Source organism: Kitasatospora sp. GAS1066B, from assembly GCF_041262605.1.
In the GTDB taxonomy this organism is placed as follows: domain Bacteria; phylum Actinomycetota; class Actinomycetes; order Streptomycetales; family Streptomycetaceae; genus Kitasatospora.
This window is the reverse complement of sequence record NZ_JBGCCO010000001.1, coordinates 466,596-482,441: the sequence shown is the minus strand read 5'-3', so window position 1 is coordinate 482,441 and position 15,846 is coordinate 466,596. Positions and strand designations below refer to the sequence as shown.

At 69.2% G+C, this 15,846-nt stretch carries 14 protein-coding genes and 1 tRNA gene; 10 read left to right on the top strand and 5 right to left on the bottom strand.

The genetic code is table 11. The annotated features are described in order from the left end of the window. Positions 1 to 118 precede the first annotated feature (118 nt). From ABH937_RS01555 to ABH937_RS01540, 4 genes are read left to right on the top strand one after another with little or no spacing between them, the layout of a single operon-like run. A complete protein-coding gene (locus ABH937_RS01555; RefSeq protein ID WP_370216846.1) occupies positions 119 to 460 on the top strand; it encodes a type VII secretion target in 342 nt (113 codons plus the stop codon). Positions 461 to 471: 11 nt separating this feature from the next. Beyond that, positions 472 to 2,754 (top strand): DUF6571 family protein, encoded by a 2,283-nt coding sequence (locus ABH937_RS01550; protein ID WP_370216844.1) that lies wholly within the window; start codon positions 472 to 474, stop codon positions 2,752 to 2,754. 28 nt (positions 2,755 to 2,782) lie between these two features. Beyond that, positions 2,783 to 3,310 (top strand): hypothetical protein, encoded by a 528-nt coding sequence (locus ABH937_RS01545; protein WP_370216843.1) that lies wholly within the window; start codon positions 2,783 to 2,785, stop codon positions 3,308 to 3,310. Further along, on the top strand, positions 3,307 to 3,939 hold the full coding sequence (locus ABH937_RS01540; protein ID WP_370216841.1) for a hypothetical protein: 633 nt from the start codon (positions 3,307 to 3,309) through the stop codon (positions 3,937 to 3,939). The genes ABH937_RS01545 and ABH937_RS01540 overlap by 4 nt, the downstream gene beginning before the upstream one ends. Before the next feature lie 556 nt (positions 3,940 to 4,495). Here the strand turns inward: ABH937_RS01540 and ABH937_RS01535 are convergent. Both ABH937_RS01535 and ABH937_RS01530 read right to left on the bottom strand, forming a co-directional pair. Next, entirely contained in the window at positions 4,496 to 5,428 is a 933-nt protein-coding gene (locus ABH937_RS01535; RefSeq protein ID WP_370216840.1) for a hypothetical protein, read from the bottom strand. A 369-nt stretch (positions 5,429 to 5,797) separates the two neighbouring features. After that, a complete protein-coding gene (locus ABH937_RS01530; RefSeq protein ID WP_280689238.1) occupies positions 5,798 to 6,940 on the bottom strand; it encodes a cytochrome P450 in 1,143 nt (380 codons plus the stop codon). Positions 6,941 to 7,237: 297 nt separating this feature from the next. Between ABH937_RS01530 and ABH937_RS01525 the strand changes: the two genes are divergently transcribed. Beyond that, positions 7,238 to 7,444 carry a hypothetical protein gene (locus tag ABH937_RS01525; protein ID WP_370216839.1) on the top strand — a complete coding sequence of 69 codons (207 nt, stop codon included), beginning with the start codon at positions 7,238 to 7,240 and terminating at the stop codon, positions 7,442 to 7,444. A 49-nt stretch (positions 7,445 to 7,493) separates the two neighbouring features. Here the strand turns inward: ABH937_RS01525 and ABH937_RS01520 are convergent, their stop codons facing one another. Then, positions 7,494 to 8,234, bottom strand: a complete 741-nt coding sequence (locus tag ABH937_RS01520) for a class I SAM-dependent methyltransferase (protein ID WP_280689236.1) — start codon at positions 8,232 to 8,234, stop codon at positions 7,494 to 7,496. Between the two features lie 179 nt (positions 8,235 to 8,413). Here ABH937_RS01520 and ABH937_RS01515 point away from each other — a divergent pair, with 179 nt between their 5' ends. From ABH937_RS01515 to ABH937_RS01505, 3 genes are all read left to right on the top strand, one after another. Then, positions 8,414 to 8,548 carry a hypothetical protein gene (locus ABH937_RS01515; RefSeq protein ID WP_280689235.1) on the top strand — a complete coding sequence of 45 codons (135 nt, stop codon included), beginning with the start codon at positions 8,414 to 8,416 and terminating at the stop codon, positions 8,546 to 8,548. A 15-nt stretch (positions 8,549 to 8,563) separates the two neighbouring features. Continuing rightward, positions 8,564 to 8,890, top strand: coding sequence for a nuclear transport factor 2 family protein (locus ABH937_RS01510; RefSeq protein ID WP_280689234.1), 327 nt, complete (start codon positions 8,564 to 8,566; stop codon positions 8,888 to 8,890). A gap of 273 nt (positions 8,891 to 9,163) precedes the next feature. After that, positions 9,164 to 11,899, top strand: coding sequence for a SpoIIE family protein phosphatase/ATP-binding protein (locus ABH937_RS01505; RefSeq protein ID WP_280689233.1), 2,736 nt, complete (start codon positions 9,164 to 9,166; stop codon positions 11,897 to 11,899). A 139-nt stretch (positions 11,900 to 12,038) separates the two neighbouring features. On the opposite strand, the gene ABH937_RS01500 is transcribed toward ABH937_RS01505, so the two are convergent. Both ABH937_RS01500 and ABH937_RS01495 read right to left on the bottom strand, forming a co-directional pair. Beyond that, a complete protein-coding gene (locus ABH937_RS01500) occupies positions 12,039 to 12,926 on the bottom strand; it encodes an aminoglycoside phosphotransferase family protein (RefSeq protein ID WP_280689275.1) in 888 nt (295 codons plus the stop codon). A gap of 400 nt (positions 12,927 to 13,326) precedes the next feature. Then, positions 13,327 to 13,414 (bottom strand) — tRNA-Leu (locus ABH937_RS01495). Positions 13,415 to 13,669: 255 nt separating this feature from the next. Between ABH937_RS01495 and ABH937_RS01490 the strand changes: the two genes are divergently transcribed. Both ABH937_RS01490 and ABH937_RS01485 read left to right on the top strand, forming a co-directional pair. After that, positions 13,670 to 15,007 carry a M20/M25/M40 family metallo-hydrolase gene (locus ABH937_RS01490; protein WP_280689232.1) on the top strand — a complete coding sequence of 446 codons (1,338 nt, stop codon included), beginning with the start codon at positions 13,670 to 13,672 and terminating at the stop codon, positions 15,005 to 15,007. A 328-nt stretch (positions 15,008 to 15,335) separates the two neighbouring features. Further along, positions 15,336 to 15,578 (top strand): chaplin, encoded by a 243-nt coding sequence (locus tag ABH937_RS01485; protein WP_280689231.1) that lies wholly within the window; start codon positions 15,336 to 15,338, stop codon positions 15,576 to 15,578. Positions 15,579 to 15,846: the final 268 nt, after the last annotated feature.

Here is a 15,846-nt window from a genome sequence, read left to right as displayed (position 1 = left end):
TGCTCATGTTGCTCTTGCCACTCACTACCTGGACTGCTTCCTCCGGGACCCAACCGTCCCAGTATCAAGCTGTCCAGATCAACGGGGGAACTTCAGACACCCCAGGCGCAGCGCCAGAGTGCGGGCCCGGACCCAGATCCAGTCACTGGACGCGAACAGCGCCGGTGGCGGTGGCTACTCCGTTGACCCGGTCGCGCTCGATGCCGCTGCCGCCGATGCTGAGCAGATCAACTGCCGCCTGGGCGGGGAGTGTCAGGGTGCGGACGACAAGATGGCTGCGGTCTCCGGCGGCCTGACCGGTTTCGGTCTGGGTGCCGCGTGCGCGGATGCGTCGACCACCTGGGACCAGCAGATCCTGGCCCTCAACAAGGTCATCGGTGGGCTCGCCCAGAATCTGCAGACGACTGCGAAGAACTACCGCGATGCCGAATCCGCTGCTGCCAGCGGGCTCCAGGGCTGAGGGGAGACATCATGGTCGACTTCTACGATCTGACCAACGCCAAGGTGGACGTGCTCACCGGTGCCGCCGATGCCTGGGACCAGATCGCCACCAAACTCACGGCGATGGACGCCGAGTGGAACAGCGTCGTTGTCGCCAAAGTCAACGGGTCCGGCTGGTCCGGCCCGGCGGCCGACCAGGCCAAGCCCGCGCTGAGCCGCGGCAATGACCAGCTCGCCGCTGCGGCGACCGAAGCCAGTGCGATCGCGTCCGTGCTGCGGGAGGCAGCCGGCGAGATCCAGGCCGCCAAAACCAAGATCGACGCTGCGCTCGCGGGCGCCAAGAGCGCCGGACTCACCGTCAGCCCCGACGGCACCGTCAGCTGGCCCCCGCAGGACAACGCGACTCGGCACGATCCGCAGGCGGCACAGGACTACGACGACCAGTACCGCCCCAAAGCCGACGACGTTCGCAGCCGGATCGACAGTGCCGTCCAGGATGCCACCGAGGCGGACCAGCGGGCCTGCTTCGCCCTGCGCTCCGACGCCTCCTCCGACAAGGACGGCTCCTTCAACGCCCAGGCCATCGGCGCCGGCCCGGAGGCGGATGCCCGGCGGGCGGCCCAACTCGCGGCCAAGGGCAACAAGCTGTCAGACACCGAACTCCTCGAACTCAACAGTCTGCTGCACGCATACGGCAACGACCCGGTGTTCACGACCACGTTCTACCAGAACCTCGGGCCCAAGGGTCTCCTGATGTCCTGGAACAGCATGGTGGACGACGAGGACAGTGTCGCGAACGCCAGCGACGCCCGCTGGGCGCAGTACCAGGAACTGCAGAAGAACCTCGGCACCGCCCTGGCCACCGCCACCCGCAGCACCAACCAGCCGCACCTGTCCGATCAGTGGGAGGCGGACCTGCGCAAGGCGGGGGCCCAGCCGCTGTGGGACGTGCCGCCGCAGATGATCTACGACCGCCCGTACGTGCCGTACGGCTACCAGGTGCTCTCCGGCATCCTGCGCACCGGCGACTACGACCCTCACTTCCTCGACCCGATCGCCGAAAACGTCGTTCAGCTCGACGCCAGTCACAAGGTCGACTGGTCCAATCCCGCCCTGAGCAGCAACCCTGAGCGGCGCGGCTTCAACATCCTGGGGCCAGACGGCGGGGCCGGCTTCGATCCGGTGACGGGTGTCCTGGAGGCACTGGGCCACAGCCCGGAGGCGGCCACCGACTTTTTCGAGAACAAGCCGACCGCCTACAACGCCGACGGCACGGTCAACCCGAACGGCGTGCCGAACCCCCCGGACTATCTGCACTACCTGGCACACGACAAGCAGTTCACAGCCGATACCCTCTCCCAGCAGGACAGCTTGATCGCGAAGGGCCTCGCGAGCGGACCCACCGCGTTCGGCCACGCGCTGGAGGCGGCGACCAGCGGTCACCCGTACGATGCCGCGCCCGCTCAGCCGGCCCAGCACACCCCCGGGCAGGCGGACGTCATGAACAAGGTGATGACCGAGTTCGGCCAGAACACGGGCGGCAGCCTGGCCCGGATCACCGGGCCGAACGCGCCACTCGCGCCGCTGCGGGCGAGCCTTGGGCACATGACCGCCGACTACATGGGCGATGTCCAGGGAGCGATGTCCCCCTGGGATCACACCCTGCCTGTCAACGGGGTGCCGGCGAACCTCCCGACCTCCGACGTCCGCGCCGTCCTCAACGTCCTGGGGAGAGATCCGCAGGCGTACGGGAGTGTCATCAACGCCCAGCAGGCGTACACCACCGCGCTGATCCACGGCGCCTTCGCGAGCGGGGAGACCGACACCGCGAAGCTCGCCCTCCCGACGGAGAACGCGGCCTCGGCAGGGGGCATCGTCGCCGGTGTCCTCAACCAAGCTCGGGCGGACGCCGTCTTCAAGACGCACGAAGCCTCGGACCAGGCCTACAACCAGGGTGTGCAGCAGGGCTCCTGGTGGGTCAAGACCACGTTCAGCACCACGATCGGCGCCCTGGCGGGAGAGACTCCGGGGGTGTCCGCGGGCTCGGACTTCATCGTCGACCAGATCCTGCAGAGCGTCGTGGGCAACTCTCAACAGGACACCACTGCACTGGCCCAGGAACAGGCCGGCCAGCAGTCGGATGCGGGACGCAACGCCAACGCGATCAGCGCGGCCCAGGCGGTCAGGGACGCCGCCGCAGGCACCGGTCTGACCAACAGCCAGGTCGAGGAGCTCGCTGCCCGGGTCGGCCACGAGGCGGCACAGGGCGGAGCCGTCGGCGGCGACGCGAACAGCACCGCCGATGGAGGCTGATCGCACGGTGAGGCGAAGTGGAACGGGCTTGCTGCTCGGCGGACTTGCGATGGTGGTCGTGGCGAGCGGGGTCGGTGGGTACCTGGACTGGCGTGCTCACCAAGCCGATGAGCGATCGGGGCGGGCCGCGACCCTTTGCGGTCTGCCCACCGGGCGCGACACACCACTGGGCCGGCTGCTGCCCGCCGGTGACCAAGAGCAGGAAGAGTACGGGGTTGTGCGGGATGCCGACGCAACCTCGCGCTCCTGCACGGTCCGGGTGGACGGCCGCCCGGTACTGGTCATCAGCGCTGGACACCACGACGGCGAACCGGCGCTTCCCGCCTCAGCGGCGAAGCAGGACGGGACGCAGAGCTTCGATGTGGGCAGGGTCTCGGCCGCCTGGAGCCGGGGAGCCGCCGTCGCGGACTACTGCCTGGTCAGCAACGGGCACGTGGAGCTCGAGGTCACGGCCGGCGAGGCGGCGCGGACGGCTGAACCAGACGGTGGTCGGGCCGACTTCGAAGCCATCGCTGCCGCGGTCCTGCCCGAACAGAAGAATGGGGTGTGCGGATGACCGTCCGCTGGAGCGGAACGCGCCGTGCGGGGGCGATGGCCGCCGTGCCGCTGGTACTCGCCGGCGGCCTGTTCGGCTGGCACCAGTACCTCGATGCCCACGAGGCTCGGCCACCGGCCGTGAGCCTCTCGCACGGCGAGTGCCAAGGTCTGCTCGACGATCCGCGCTTCGGTGCGACACTGGGCTCCGCTCGAACGGTGTCGGTGCACTCCCAGTCCACCAAGGGCCAGCCGTCGGACCCGCTGAGTCTCTCCTGCTCGGTGCAGGGGTCGGGCCGGCGCACCCTGACCGTCACCGCAGCCGGCTGGGCCACCGATCCCGAACGCGTCCACGAGGAGTACGGGCAGGCGCCGTCGGACTTCCTTAAGTTCCCGGACGGCGAGGGCGACGCCCGCGTGGGGGTGGTGCGCTTCACCTGTGTCACGAAGTCCCCGGCCGACGGCACCGAGCAGACCTGGTACTACCTGGCGACCCTCAACCTCAAGGACCCCGGCGACAAGTCGTATCAGGGCCCCGGCGGCCCGACGACCGCCGAACTAGTGGTGGCATTTGCCCGCCAGGCGGCCACCAAGCCACTCGCGTGCACCAACCCCGTCGACCTGCCCACCGGCCCAATCGCCCTCCACTGACGGGGATGGCCGGCTATCGCGCGAGGACGACCGGCTTCCACCCTGTGGTTGGACACTATCCGTTTACGCCGTGAGGGTGTGTCCTTGCTGGTGCCGCTGGCGGATCTCGAGTGGCGTGAGGTAGCCCCACTCCCATCGACTGCAGCATGTCCAACTCGCTTGTCTCACTGCGAAATTCAGTATTGGTTCCAGGCGGCTGAAGAAAGCTGGTCGCCCTCGCCGAGGGCGACGGCGACCAGCGGGTACGGCGATGGCGGCTGAGGCCGCCGTTCGCGAAGCGGTGTGGACCGAACGGCTCGACCTGCTGTGCAGACTCGCCGTAAGCCGTCATCGCGAGGTCCGCGCCCTGGCACTCGCAGGACTGATGCGAGCGGGAAAGACAGCCGAGGCCGCGACGTACCTTGACGACCCGTCGGGCCAGGTCCGCGCCGTGGCCCGCGAGGCGGTCCGCCGCGCCGGCGGAGGTGTGCCCGGAGACTACCGCGCCGCCGTTCAGTCGCCCGCGCCCTCGCGCGGCGTGCCCGCGCCGCCGCGCTGTCCTGCGGCAGGGTCGGGGTCAGCCGCAGTGGCTCCAGCCGCTGGTCCAGGAGGTGCCGCGGTAGGAGCCGCCCCAGGACACGCAGATGTGCGGGGCGTGCTCGGTGACCGGGCCGGCGTAGTCGGCGAAGTTGCCCGGGTTGCTCGTCGAGGCGCCGCCCTGGACGGCGAGGGTGGCGTTCATCGGGACAGCGCCGCTCGGGTGGGCTGCGAGGGTGACCGCACAGTCGACGCCGGTGGCGTTGTTGTACAGCAGGTAGACGGTGGCGTCGCCGAGGCTGTGCGAATCGATGACGCCGTACCCGGTGCCGCACACCTGACCGGGGCTGTACGGGTTGGCGGCGGCCGGAGGCGTCGGCGTCGGCGACCCCTTGGCGGTCGGGCCGGCGCCGGGAGTCTGCGCGGGGGCGGCTGGTGCTGTTGGTGCGGTGCTTCCCGCCGAGCCGCCCGGTGCCGGGGCGGCCGGGTGGCTGGTGGACCCGATCGGGTCGGCCGGCTGAGTGGCGGTCGACGGGCGGGGAGCGGTTGACGAAGGAGCGCCGGGTCGGACGCTCGCACCAGTCGACGCAGGAGCGTCGGGTGTGGCGCTGGCACCGGCTGACGCGGGAGCGCCGGGTCCGGTGCTCGAACTGGCCGACGGTGAGGCGCTGTTGCCGGAATCGGTGGCCGATGCTGTGGTGTCGCGCCAACCTGCTATGCCGCTGGGACCGACTCCCGCGAGGGCGGAACTGTGGCCGGGCTTCTGCCCCGAGCCGGTGACCTCGACCGCGGTGACGACGATGCCGCCCACAGCTGCCGCGGCCGCGACGCAGGCTGCCACCTTGCGGACCTGCTGGCGCCGCTGGGACGAGCGCTGGTAAGTCTCGGCGAGAGCCGCCCAGTCAGGTTCGGCGGTCGTCGCCGCCATCGGTTCGCCGCTCCAGAGCGGTCCTGGCCCCCGTGTGTCCGTCATGGGCCGACATCCTAGAACACCTGTTTTGGCCCGTGTGATAGCAGGTAGGCGGCGGACGCGCCGTCACCGGGCCGGCCCCGGCGCGGATGAGAAATTCGGCAGGCGCAGGTGCCCGCGGAGGTTCGAGGCGTTCGCGGCCGCCGAACCCGTTGATCCCGGCGCGTAATTGGCTGCCTATCAGGCCGGGCGGCTGGTGGTGGACCACTGGGTGGGGGAGGTGCCCGGTGACGCAACGCTCGGTGGGCTCATACGTGCGGTTCGCCGTGTGAGCCCACCGAGCCGAGGTTCACCAATCGATGCTTACACCCAGAACCAGTTCCGGGCCGGCTTCCGGTTGAGGATGCGGTGCAGTACAGCTGCCATGTTCGCTCACCTCCTCTCGGTCTCGTGGACCTGCCTGACGGTGCGGTGGACGGTGAAGGGCCGAGGGATGGCGCCCTCGACCATGACGGCGCGCATGTCGCCGCCAGTGACGGTCATACGGCAGTCGCTGGTGAGGGCGATCAGCGCTTCGGTCATCAACACATGCGCCACCGCTGCGCCGGCACAGGTGAAAGGGCCTGCGCCGAACGGTATGTAGGGACCGCGCTGGTGCGGTTCCGCCCAGCGGTCGGGTCGGAAGACGTCGTGGTCGGTCCAGCCTTGTTCGTCGTGGTGCAGCAGGTAGGGGCTGACCGAGAGCATCTCGCCCGCTTGGAAGGGGATACCGCCGAATTCAGTCGGGTGGGGGAAGGTGCGGCCGACCATCCACACCATCGGACGGTGCCGCAATGCTTCTCGCACGATCCAGTCCGCGGGCCAGGGCAGCGGACAATCCGATGTGTGGTGCGAGAAGGCCAGCAGAACCGACCACGCCAGTGAGGAGCTGACGGGCGCCACGATCGAACGGTACATCACCAGGAATACCTCGGCCACGGTCCGATCCGCCAGATTGTGCGGACAGGCGCCGAGCACGGCGTCCAGTACATCGCGGGACTCGCCCGCATGGTTCTCTCGGCGATATCCGACGTGTTCGGTGATCGCCGCGATGAGCTTGGCGCGCAGTATTTCCGCGCGCGCCCGCTGCCACGTGCCTGGAGCTTGGAATACGACGCCGCCATGGACGGCCTTGTCCATGAAGTGCCGGATCTGCGGCGGAGTGTCCGGATGTAACAGCAGATCTGCCAGGGCACGGTAGACAAGGTCGGTCGCCGTGGTCGGCCACTGGCTGACGGCCGGCAGTCGGGCCATCTCGGCGGAGAGCACCTCGCGGTAGTCCGCCACGTGTGCTCGCAGGAGGTCTCGTACCGCGTGGCCGACATCGACCTGTGCGGAACGGGTCGGCAGCAGGTCCCCGAAGAAGCCCGACCTGTCGCCGTTGAGCTCCGGGTCGCGTAGCAATGTGTGTGCCAGAGCGGCGTCACTCACGCACCTGCCGCCCCAGGGCAGTCGGAGTATGCCGTTTGAACTGCGGCGACGAAGTTCCTCGAGATACTCGAATGGATCGTGCTGGAGCCGGCGCTGATAGCCCACCCTCACCAAACCCCCCTGATGAGTCTTTGCCCTACGGCTCACGGACCTGAACTCGGTGACGTCGGCCCGTGTTTGTGGTGCGCCAGCTGACTCTAGCCGAGCGGTCGTCGTGTGGGAACAGTCGGTACGGGTACCGCTTTCGGATTCACGCTCCGTAGTGCCGAATCCAGTTGTGAGTCATTTTGATCAGGCGTATTGACTTGTCAGGACCGAAAGCCGCACACGAGTCCGCGCCTGCCGAGAATGTCATCCGTGCAGTTCAAGGGCTTGTGGGCGGCTGGCGCAGGATGATCAGTCGTGTTGCTTCGCTTGGCGTACCTGATCGTCAGCAACGTGTTCGCCGCCTTCCGACTGCTGCCGACTCGGGTGCTGCCGCAGCCCAAGGTCGATCTGTACGCGGCGATCCGCCGCGACGCGCACCGGCCGATCGGATTCAGCCCGCACTCGAGGTGGCCGGCCTGGTGCCTGGTGCCTGGTGCCTGGTGCCTGGTGCCTGGTGCCTGATGCCGGATGGCGGCCCGTCCTCGGCTGAACAGGGGACGGCCGCTCGGGGTCAGGCGCGGCAGCGCAGCATCGTCAGCGGGGGGTTGGCGGCGTAGTCGTCCCAGAAGTCCCTGCCGTATTCGCGCACGCCGGCGGCGGAGACCTCCAGGGGAACCCAGGTGACCTCGTTGAATCCGGCCGCCCGCAGGCACTTCTCGAAGACCTCGCGGCTGGGCGGGTTCGCGACGAACGAGATCGGCGGGTCGAGGAGCGCGGTGAGCCGCTCGCGCGGGCCGATCTCGGTTTCCTCGCCGAGCGATTCGCACAGGAAGCCGTACTTGGCCAGGGACGGCCCGTCGAAACGGAAGTCCGGGTTCTGCGTGAAGACGAAGAACTCGGCGCCCTCCGCGATGCTGCGGCGGATGTTGTGGCACATCCGCTCGATGGTGGCGACGTCCTCGGCGTAGTTGAACAGCTGGACCGCAACCGCGATGTCGAAGCGCTGCTCGAAGGTGCGCAGTTCGGCGACGTCGCCGACCTCGTAGTGCACGCCCAGGGGGTCGCTGTCCTCCAGGCCCCGGGCCGCGTCGACCATCGCGGAGGAGATGTCCACGCCGAGGACGTGGGACGCGCCGCGGCGCTTGAACTCCCGGCTGTAGAAGCCGGTTCCGGAGGCCAGGTCGAGGATCGACTTGCCGTTCACATCGCCGACGAGGGCGAGGAAGCCGGGCACCTCCGCGTAGCGCGCGAGAGGGAGGGTCTTGAAGCCCTCGAACGCCTCGCCGATCTCGTCGTACAGCTGACCGCTCATCGTGCTGTTCCCCCTCTGTCCTTGGCGTCGGCCTTCGGGACAGGCCGCAGCCCTTGGCGGGAAGTCTTCCTCCCATCGGCCGGGCGTCGCATTGGCGGAAGCCACGAATATGCCGTGGCCCGCAGCTGGTGCGGTCTTCGTGTTCGTACCGGATGACTGCTGCTGGACGCGTCGAAGACGTGAGCACCAGTCAAGGGGCTCCGGTGGTGGCCAGTTGTCCCACGCTGAGCCAGGCCATGACCTGGGCCGGCCCGACGAGCGGCCGATGGATCACAGGCGGCGAGCTGCTGCTCGACCACTTCGCGGGTTGGTGAGGAATGATCACAGGCATGACCGATCCCCGCGAAGTGGTCGAGCAGCAGCTCGCCGCCTACAACAGCCACGATGTGGACGCCTTCGCCGCCACCTACGCCGAGGACGTCCTGGTCCAGCGGCGCAACGGCAGCCCCATGCAGGGCCGTCAAGCTCTGCGTGACGCATACGCCGGACTCTTCGCCGAAGGCCGCTGCCGGGCGGAGATCCTGGGGCGGCTCACCGAAGGCGACTGGGTGGTCGACCACGAACTCGCGCATGGCCTGGCCGACGAACCGATCCGCGTCCTGGTGGCCTACCGTGTGCGCGAAGGTCTCATCGACCGCGTCGACTTCCTCAGCTGAGCAGCATGGTCCCGTTCCGGCGGCCCCCGCGCAGCGCCGCCCGACGGTGATGTCACCGGCCGACCCACCGCACAGACCACCTGCGACGTAGACGGCCCGGCGCGGCACGCGAGCACGGCGGTGCACCGCGGCAGGCCGGCTCGTCTGGCGAGCTCAGCACGGTCACCGAGCGTGACTGTCCGGGGCAGAGAACGCGGACGGCAGGAATCCGAGGAGTGAGACAACGAAGAAAGCCTGGCGGAAAAATCCGGGCACGGTGCTAGACATGACAGCATGGTCGAACATGGCGACCGATCGCAGATCGTATTCAGAAAGCCACTGATCGCGAGAAACCGACGCAGCGTAGCCACTCAGGTATTCGCTCTGGAACTCGTGGTCGTGGTCCTCCTCGTGCTCGGGGCGATCCTGGCGCAGGTCCTGGAGTCGCGGCGGAGCAGCGATGCCGAGGCGAAGAACAGGTCGATTGCGGTCGCGGAAACCTTCGCACATTCTCCTGGCCTGCTCGCGGCCCTCAAATCGCCCGATCCCTCGGCGATTCTCCAGCCGATCACCGAGGCCACCCGCAAAGTGGCCGGCGTCGACTTCATCGTGGTCATGAACGACCAGGGAATCCGCTACACGCACCCGCTGCCGAGCAAGATCGGCCAACGGTTCGTCGGCACCATCGGCCCGTCCCTCCACGGGCAGATCTACACCGAGAGCGTGCACGGCCCGCTGGGCCACGAGGTCCAGGCGACCGTGCCGGTGACCGCCCCGGACGGATCGGTACCCGCCCTGGTGTCGGCCGGGCTCAAGGTCAAGAACGTCACCGCCGCCGACAACCGGCTGCTGCCGCTGATCCTCGGCACCGGCGGCGTCGCCGTCCTGGTCGCCACCACCGGCACCGCGCTGATCGCCCGCAGGGTGAAGCGCCAGACCCGCGGCATGGATCCGGGCGAGCTGGCCCGGATGTACGAGCACCACAACGCCGTCCTGCACGCGGTCCGGGAGGGGGTGGTCATCGTCGGACAGGACGGGCAGCTGCTGCTGGCCAATGACGAGGCGCGCGAGCTGCTGGGTCTGCCCGCGCAGGCTGAGGGCCGGCACGTGGGCGACATCGAGGGTCTCACCCCCGAGACCGCCGACCTGCTGCTGTCGGGCCGGACGGTCACCGACGAACTGCTCCACGTCGGCAGCCGGCTCGTCGCGGTCAACCAGCGGCCGACCGGCCCGCAGAGCCGCGCCATGGGGACGGTCGCCACCATTCGCGACTCCACGGAGCTGCTCGCTCTCTCCGGCAAGGCCGAGGTGGCCGGCCAGCGCCTCGCCCTGCTGTATGAGGCCGGCGTGGGCATCGGCACCACGCTCGACGTCGAGCGCACCGCTGAGGAGCTGGCCGGGGTCGCGGTGCCCGGCTTCGCGGACTTCGTCACCGTCGACCTCGCCGACCCAGTGCTGCAGGGCGAGGAGCCCACCGGCGGCGCCGTCAATCTGCGCCGCACCGCTGTCCACGGCATCCGCGACGACCACCCGTTCTACCCCTGCGGCCGACTGACCGCCTTCATCCCGTCCTCCCCGATGGCCCGCGGTTTCGACAGCGGCCGCTCGCAGGTCGTCCCCGATCTGGAGGTCGCGCACGGCTGGCGGGCCCAGGACCCCACGTGGACCGGGCACATCCTGGACTACGGCGTCCACACGCTGATCACCATCCCGCTGAAGGCCCGCGGCATCGTCCTGGGCGTCGTCAACTTCTGGCGGTCGCAGAAGCCCGAGCCGTTCGACGACGACGACCGCTCGCTGGCCGAGGAGCTGGTCGCGCGGGCCGCCGTCAGCATCGACAACGCCCGCCGTTACACCCGCGAGCACGCCATGGCCGTGACCCTGCAGCGCAGCCTGCTGCCGCGCGCCCTACCCGACCAGAGCGCACTGGAGGTCGCCCACCGTTACCTGCCCGCGCAGTCCGGTGTGAGCGGCGACTGGTTCGACGTGATCCCGCTGCCCGGCAGCCGGGTCGCCCTGGTGGTGGGCGACGTGGTCGGCCACGGGCTGCACGCCGCCGCCACCATGGGCCGGCTGCGCACGGCTGTACACAACTTCTCCACGCTCGACGTGCCGCCCAACGAGGTGCTCGGCCACCTCGACGAGCTGGTCAACCGGATCGACCAGGAGGAGGCCGACAGCGGTACCGGCACCGGCGTCACCGGCGCCACCTGCCTGTACGCGATCTACGACCCGACCTCCCGGCTCTGCACCATCGCGACCGCCGGCCACCCGCCGCCCGCGCTGGTCGAGCCCGACGGCAAGGTCGTCTTCCCGGACCTGCCGACCGGCCCGCCGCTCGGCGCGGGCGGGATGCCGTACGAGACGACCCAGCTGGAGCTGACCGAGGGCACCCAGATCGTGCTCTACACCGACGGCCTGATCGAGGAGCGCACCCGGGACTTCGACGTCGGCATGGACCTGCTGCGCGCGGCGCTGTCGCAGCGCGACCGGGATCCGGAGGAGAACTGCCGGGCGGTGCTGGACGCGCTGCTGCCGGAGCACCCGCAGGACGACGTGGCACTGCTGATCGCCAGGACCAGGGTGCTCGGTCCGGAGCGGGTCGCCGAGCGCGACGTGCCGTCCCACCCGGCCGCCGTCGCCGACATTCGGGCATGGAGCGCGGCGACGCTGGATGAATGGGGCCTGGGCGAGCTGTCCTTCGCCACCGAGCTCGCCCTGAGCGAGCTGGTCACCAACGCCATCCGCTACGGCTCGGACCCGGTGCGGGTCAGGCTGCTGCGCGACCGCAGCCTGATCCTGGAGGTCTGCGACGGCAGCAACACCTCGCCGCACCTGACCTACGCGGCGAGCACCGATGAGGGCGGCCGCGGCCTGTTCCTGGTAGCCCAGCTCACCGAGCGCTGGGGCACCCGCTACACGCCGCACGGCAAGATCATCTGGGCCGAGCAGGCCTTCCCCGCCCAAGTCCGCACCCTGACCCCGCAACGTCACGAGACCCCGCACGCCGTCCCGCTGCCCTCGCCGTGAGCCGTGCCGCCAGCGTGTGCGGGACGGTGCGTTTCAGGTTTCGCCGGCAGGGGAGACGGCGGACGGCGCGGCGCACAAGGCTGGGCAGGAGTCGGGAGCGCGCCTTACGCCGCATACCAAGCACAGACGCGGGTCGCTGTCACACGAGCAGCGCCTCGAGCTCCGGAAGTCGGCCGAACAGGTCGGGGAGGCCGCGCACGCCGTTGCGCACGGACTCGTGCGACAGCGCGAGGTCAGGGCCGGTGCTCGCCTCGACACCGGCGAGGCACCGGAGGACGTTCCACCTCGTGTGCCCCAGCCAGCCGCCGATCATGAACACGAACCAGCTTGGCCCTGACGGCGGCAGCGCCCCGCCCCCCGCGACGTAACCGTCGAGGACCGAGCGGAAGATGGCGGGCTTGATGTCGTCGAAGCCAGGTCCCTTCGCCAGGCTCAGCGCGGTCGAGCCGAGCTCACTGGCCAGGTCGAGCATCCCCGAGAGCTCCCAGTCGAGCACCACCGGCCGACCCTCTCGAGCGAGCAGGTTCCACGGTTGGATGTCCTTATGGGTCAGCACGACGGGGCCTGGCCGTTCGCAGGTGTCGACGAAGTGGGCAATCGCGAGGAACGTCTCGACGTGGGAGGCGAGTTCGTCGGCCCACGGCTGTCCGGTCGCCGCCGCCCGCTCGGCGAGCTCGGGCCAGTCCCGTGACGTCGGATCCTCGACCGACACGTGGGTCCACGGGACGTCGAGCGCGTGGATGCGCGCGAGGACCTCACCGATCTCGAACGCGTACGCCGCCGACACCGGTGCTTCGGGCACCGTTTCTCCCTCGACCCATCGGTGGACGAGCATGTGGTGGCTGGCCGAGACCGGCTCCGGCATCGGGATGCCGGCGCCGAAGGCCGCCCGCTCGAACCTGAACACGTCCTCGACGTGGTAGGTCCAGCGGCGGTCGACGAGGTTCAACTCCTTCACGGCGAAGGACCCTTGGTCAGTGTCGAGCCGGTACATCCGGTTGGCGAACCCGCCGTGGACGCGGATCATCGGCCTGATCGGCGCGCCGAGATGCGAAAGATTCACCCACGCATGCTAGGGGCTGGCAGTTCATCGATGCACCGGACTTTCCTGCGATGCATGCTCACGATCACCGCCACGCGGACGCAGGGGGCTGCCGGAGGACTTCCGGATTCACGACCTGCGACACAGCCACCTGATGAACGCCCTGAAGCGAGGGAGAACCCGGTAGAGGTGTCGGCGAACGTCCGGCACCACTGGCCCGGTTGCACGAGGGTACGGGCACAGTCGTAAGGACGGAGCCAGGAAGCTGGCCGCGAGCAACACGAACCGGGTAGGGCTGTCAGCCCTGGTGCAGGTCGTTGCTGGCGCTGTTGGTCACGCGGTATCCCAGAAATGACGAAAGCCCCGGGTAGGGGGCTATTCGATCTGGTGTCCGAGGGGGGACTTGAACCCCCACGCCCGATAAAGGGCACTAGCACCTCAAGCTAGCGCGTCTGCCATTCCGCCACCCGGACTAGGTGGTCCGCTCGGCCCGTCGGCCTCGCTGACATGCATAACTGTAGCAAAGATCGGCTCAGGGGCCCAAAAGCCTGGGGGAGTGGGGGTGGCTGGGGGGTGGACGGAAGGGTTCGGAGAGGTTCTGGGGGGATTTCCTTGGGGTGGGGCGGGGAGTGGGGGAGGATGGCGGGACCGTGCTCGAAAGGTTCCCGGCGAGGTCGGGGGCGGTCCGGACTGGTGTGCCGGGCGGGGCCAGACGACGAGGAGTGGGCGTGAGCGAGTCGAACGCGGAGCGGGCCGGCGGGTCGCGGGTGACGGGGGAGTCGGAGGTCGTCGACATCTGTCGTGATCTGATCCGGATCGACACCAGTAACTACGGGGACGGGTCGGGGCCCGGTGAGCGGGCCGCGGCGGAGTATGTGGCGGAGCAGCTGGCCGAGTTCGGGCTGGAGCCGAAGATCATCGAGTCGGCCAAGGGGCGAGCCTCGACCGTGGTGCGGATCGAGGGTGAGGACCGGTCGCGGCCGGGGCTGCTGATCCACGGGCACACCGATGTGGTGCCGGCCAACGCGGACGACTGGACGTACCACCCGTTCTCCGGCGAGGTCGCGGACGGTTGCGTCTGGGGGCGCGGCGCCGTGGACATGAAGGACATGGACGCGATGACCCTCGCGGTCGTCCGCGACCGCCTGCGCACCGGGCGCAAGCCCCCGCGTGACCTGGTGCTCGCTTTCCTCGCGGACGAGGAGGCCGGTGGCACCTACGGGGCGCGCTACCTGGTCGACAAGCACCCGGGCCTGTTCGAGGGCGTCACCGAGGCGATCGGCGAGGTCGGCGGGTTCTCGTTCACGGTCAACGACAAGGCGCGGCTGTACCTGATCGAGACGGCCGAGAAGGGCATGCACTGGATGCGGCTCACGGTCGAGGGTCGGGCCGGGCACGGGTCGATGATGAACGACGACAACGCCATCACCGAGCTCTGCGAGGCGGTGGCCCGGCTCGGCCGGCACGAGTTCCCGCTGCGGATCACCAAGACGGTCCGGTCGTTCCTGGACGAGCTCTCCGATGCGCTGGGCGTCCCGCTCGACCCGGAGAACATGGACGAGACCCTGCGCGTTCTCGGCGGGATCGCCAAGATGATCGGCACCACGCTGCGCAACACCGCGCAGCCGACCATGCTGGGCGCCGGGTACAAGGTGAACGTGATCCCGGGGCAGGCCACGGCGCACGTGGACGGGCGGTTCCTGCCCGGGTACGAGGAGGAGTTCCTGGCCGAGCTGGACAGCGTGCTCGGGCCGCGGGTGAAGCGGGAGAGCCTGCACTCCGACAAGGCGATCGAGACCAGCTTCGACGGCGCTCTGGTGGAGGCCATGCAGTCGGCGCTACGGGCCGAGGACCCGATCGCCCGGGCGGTGCCGTACTGCCTGTCGGGCGGGACGGACGCGAAGTCGTTCCAGGACCTCGGGATCCGCTGCTTCGGCTTCGCGCCGCTGCAACTGCCGCCGGAGCTGGACTTCGCCGGGATGTTCCACGGTGTGGACGAGCGGGTGCCGGTCGAGGGGTTGAAGTTCGGCGTGCGTGTGCTGGACCGGTTCCTCGACGCCTGCTGACGCCTGCTCACGCGTGCTGACACCTGCTCACGCGTGCTGACGCCCGGTGAGTCCTGCTGGCGGCGGCAGGCAGCTGGAAGGCGGTCAGGCCCGCCCTGGAAGTCGGAGTGACTTCCGGGGCGGGCTTTTCCATCTGAGGGGATGAAGAGTGGCGCGGTGATCGGCGGCGAGATGAATCGTTTCTTCCGCTCTTTCGCCTATCGATCATCAGAGCGAACCATCACCGCTGCGGGTGAATGGATCCGGGGCTGCGTACCCCATTTGGCAGAGCCTCGTTCACTCCTATGGCGGCTCGGGGACCGGGCCGCTCAGATGATCAGGAGGAAAGATGAACACCAAGAAGATCGCCATGGTCACGGCTGCGGCCGGTGGGCTGCTGCTGGCCGGTGCGGGTGTCGCGAGCGCGACCGGTGGGGCCGGTGCCGAGGGTGCCGCGGTGCACTCGCCTGGCGTCGCGTCCGGCAATGTCGTCCAGGTTCCCGTGCACATCCCGGTGAACGTCTGCGGCAACACGATCAGCGTGATCGGCCTGCTGAACCCGGCGTTCGGCGACACCTGCTTCAACAGCTGACGGTGTGCCGGTCGGCTGCCGCCACCTCGGGCGGGCAGGTTCGGTAGGCCCTGCGGGGCCTGCGGGGCCGTCAGCTCGGTAGGCAGAGCAGCACTCGGAAGAGGGGCGTCCCGGTGGGGGCGCCCTTTTTCGTGGCGTAATCCACCTGATCGAGTGAGGTGCGCCCGGTTGGGCCAACCTTTTGGGGGTTGGCTCGTTACTTAGTGGGCGGGAAAAGATTTCGTCGGAAATTCCGACCATCACATGTCAGGGGTACCTATGCGACAGG

Coding starts and splice junctions, on each gene's coding strand:
- ABH937_RS01550 (WP_370216844.1), top strand. CDS start 472: ATGGTCGACTTCTACGATCTGACCAACGCCAAGGTGGACGTGCTCACC.
- ABH937_RS01540 (WP_370216841.1), top strand. CDS start 3,307: ATGACCGTCCGCTGGAGCGGAACGCGCCGTGCGGGGGCGATGGCCGCC.
- ABH937_RS01535 (WP_370216840.1), bottom strand. CDS start 5,428: ATGACGGACACACGGGGGCCAGGACCGCTCTGGAGCGGCGAACCGATG.
- ABH937_RS01520 (WP_280689236.1), bottom strand. CDS start 8,234: ATGAGCGGTCAGCTGTACGACGAGATCGGCGAGGCGTTCGAGGGCTTC.
- ABH937_RS01510 (WP_280689234.1), top strand. CDS start 8,564: ATGACCGATCCCCGCGAAGTGGTCGAGCAGCAGCTCGCCGCCTACAAC.
- ABH937_RS01505 (WP_280689233.1), top strand. CDS start 9,164: ATGGTCGAACATGGCGACCGATCGCAGATCGTATTCAGAAAGCCACTG.
- ABH937_RS01500 (WP_280689275.1), bottom strand. CDS start 12,926: ATGATCCGCGTCCACGGCGGGTTCGCCAACCGGATGTACCGGCTCGAC.
- ABH937_RS01485 (WP_280689231.1), top strand. CDS start 15,336: ATGAACACCAAGAAGATCGCCATGGTCACGGCTGCGGCCGGTGGGCTG.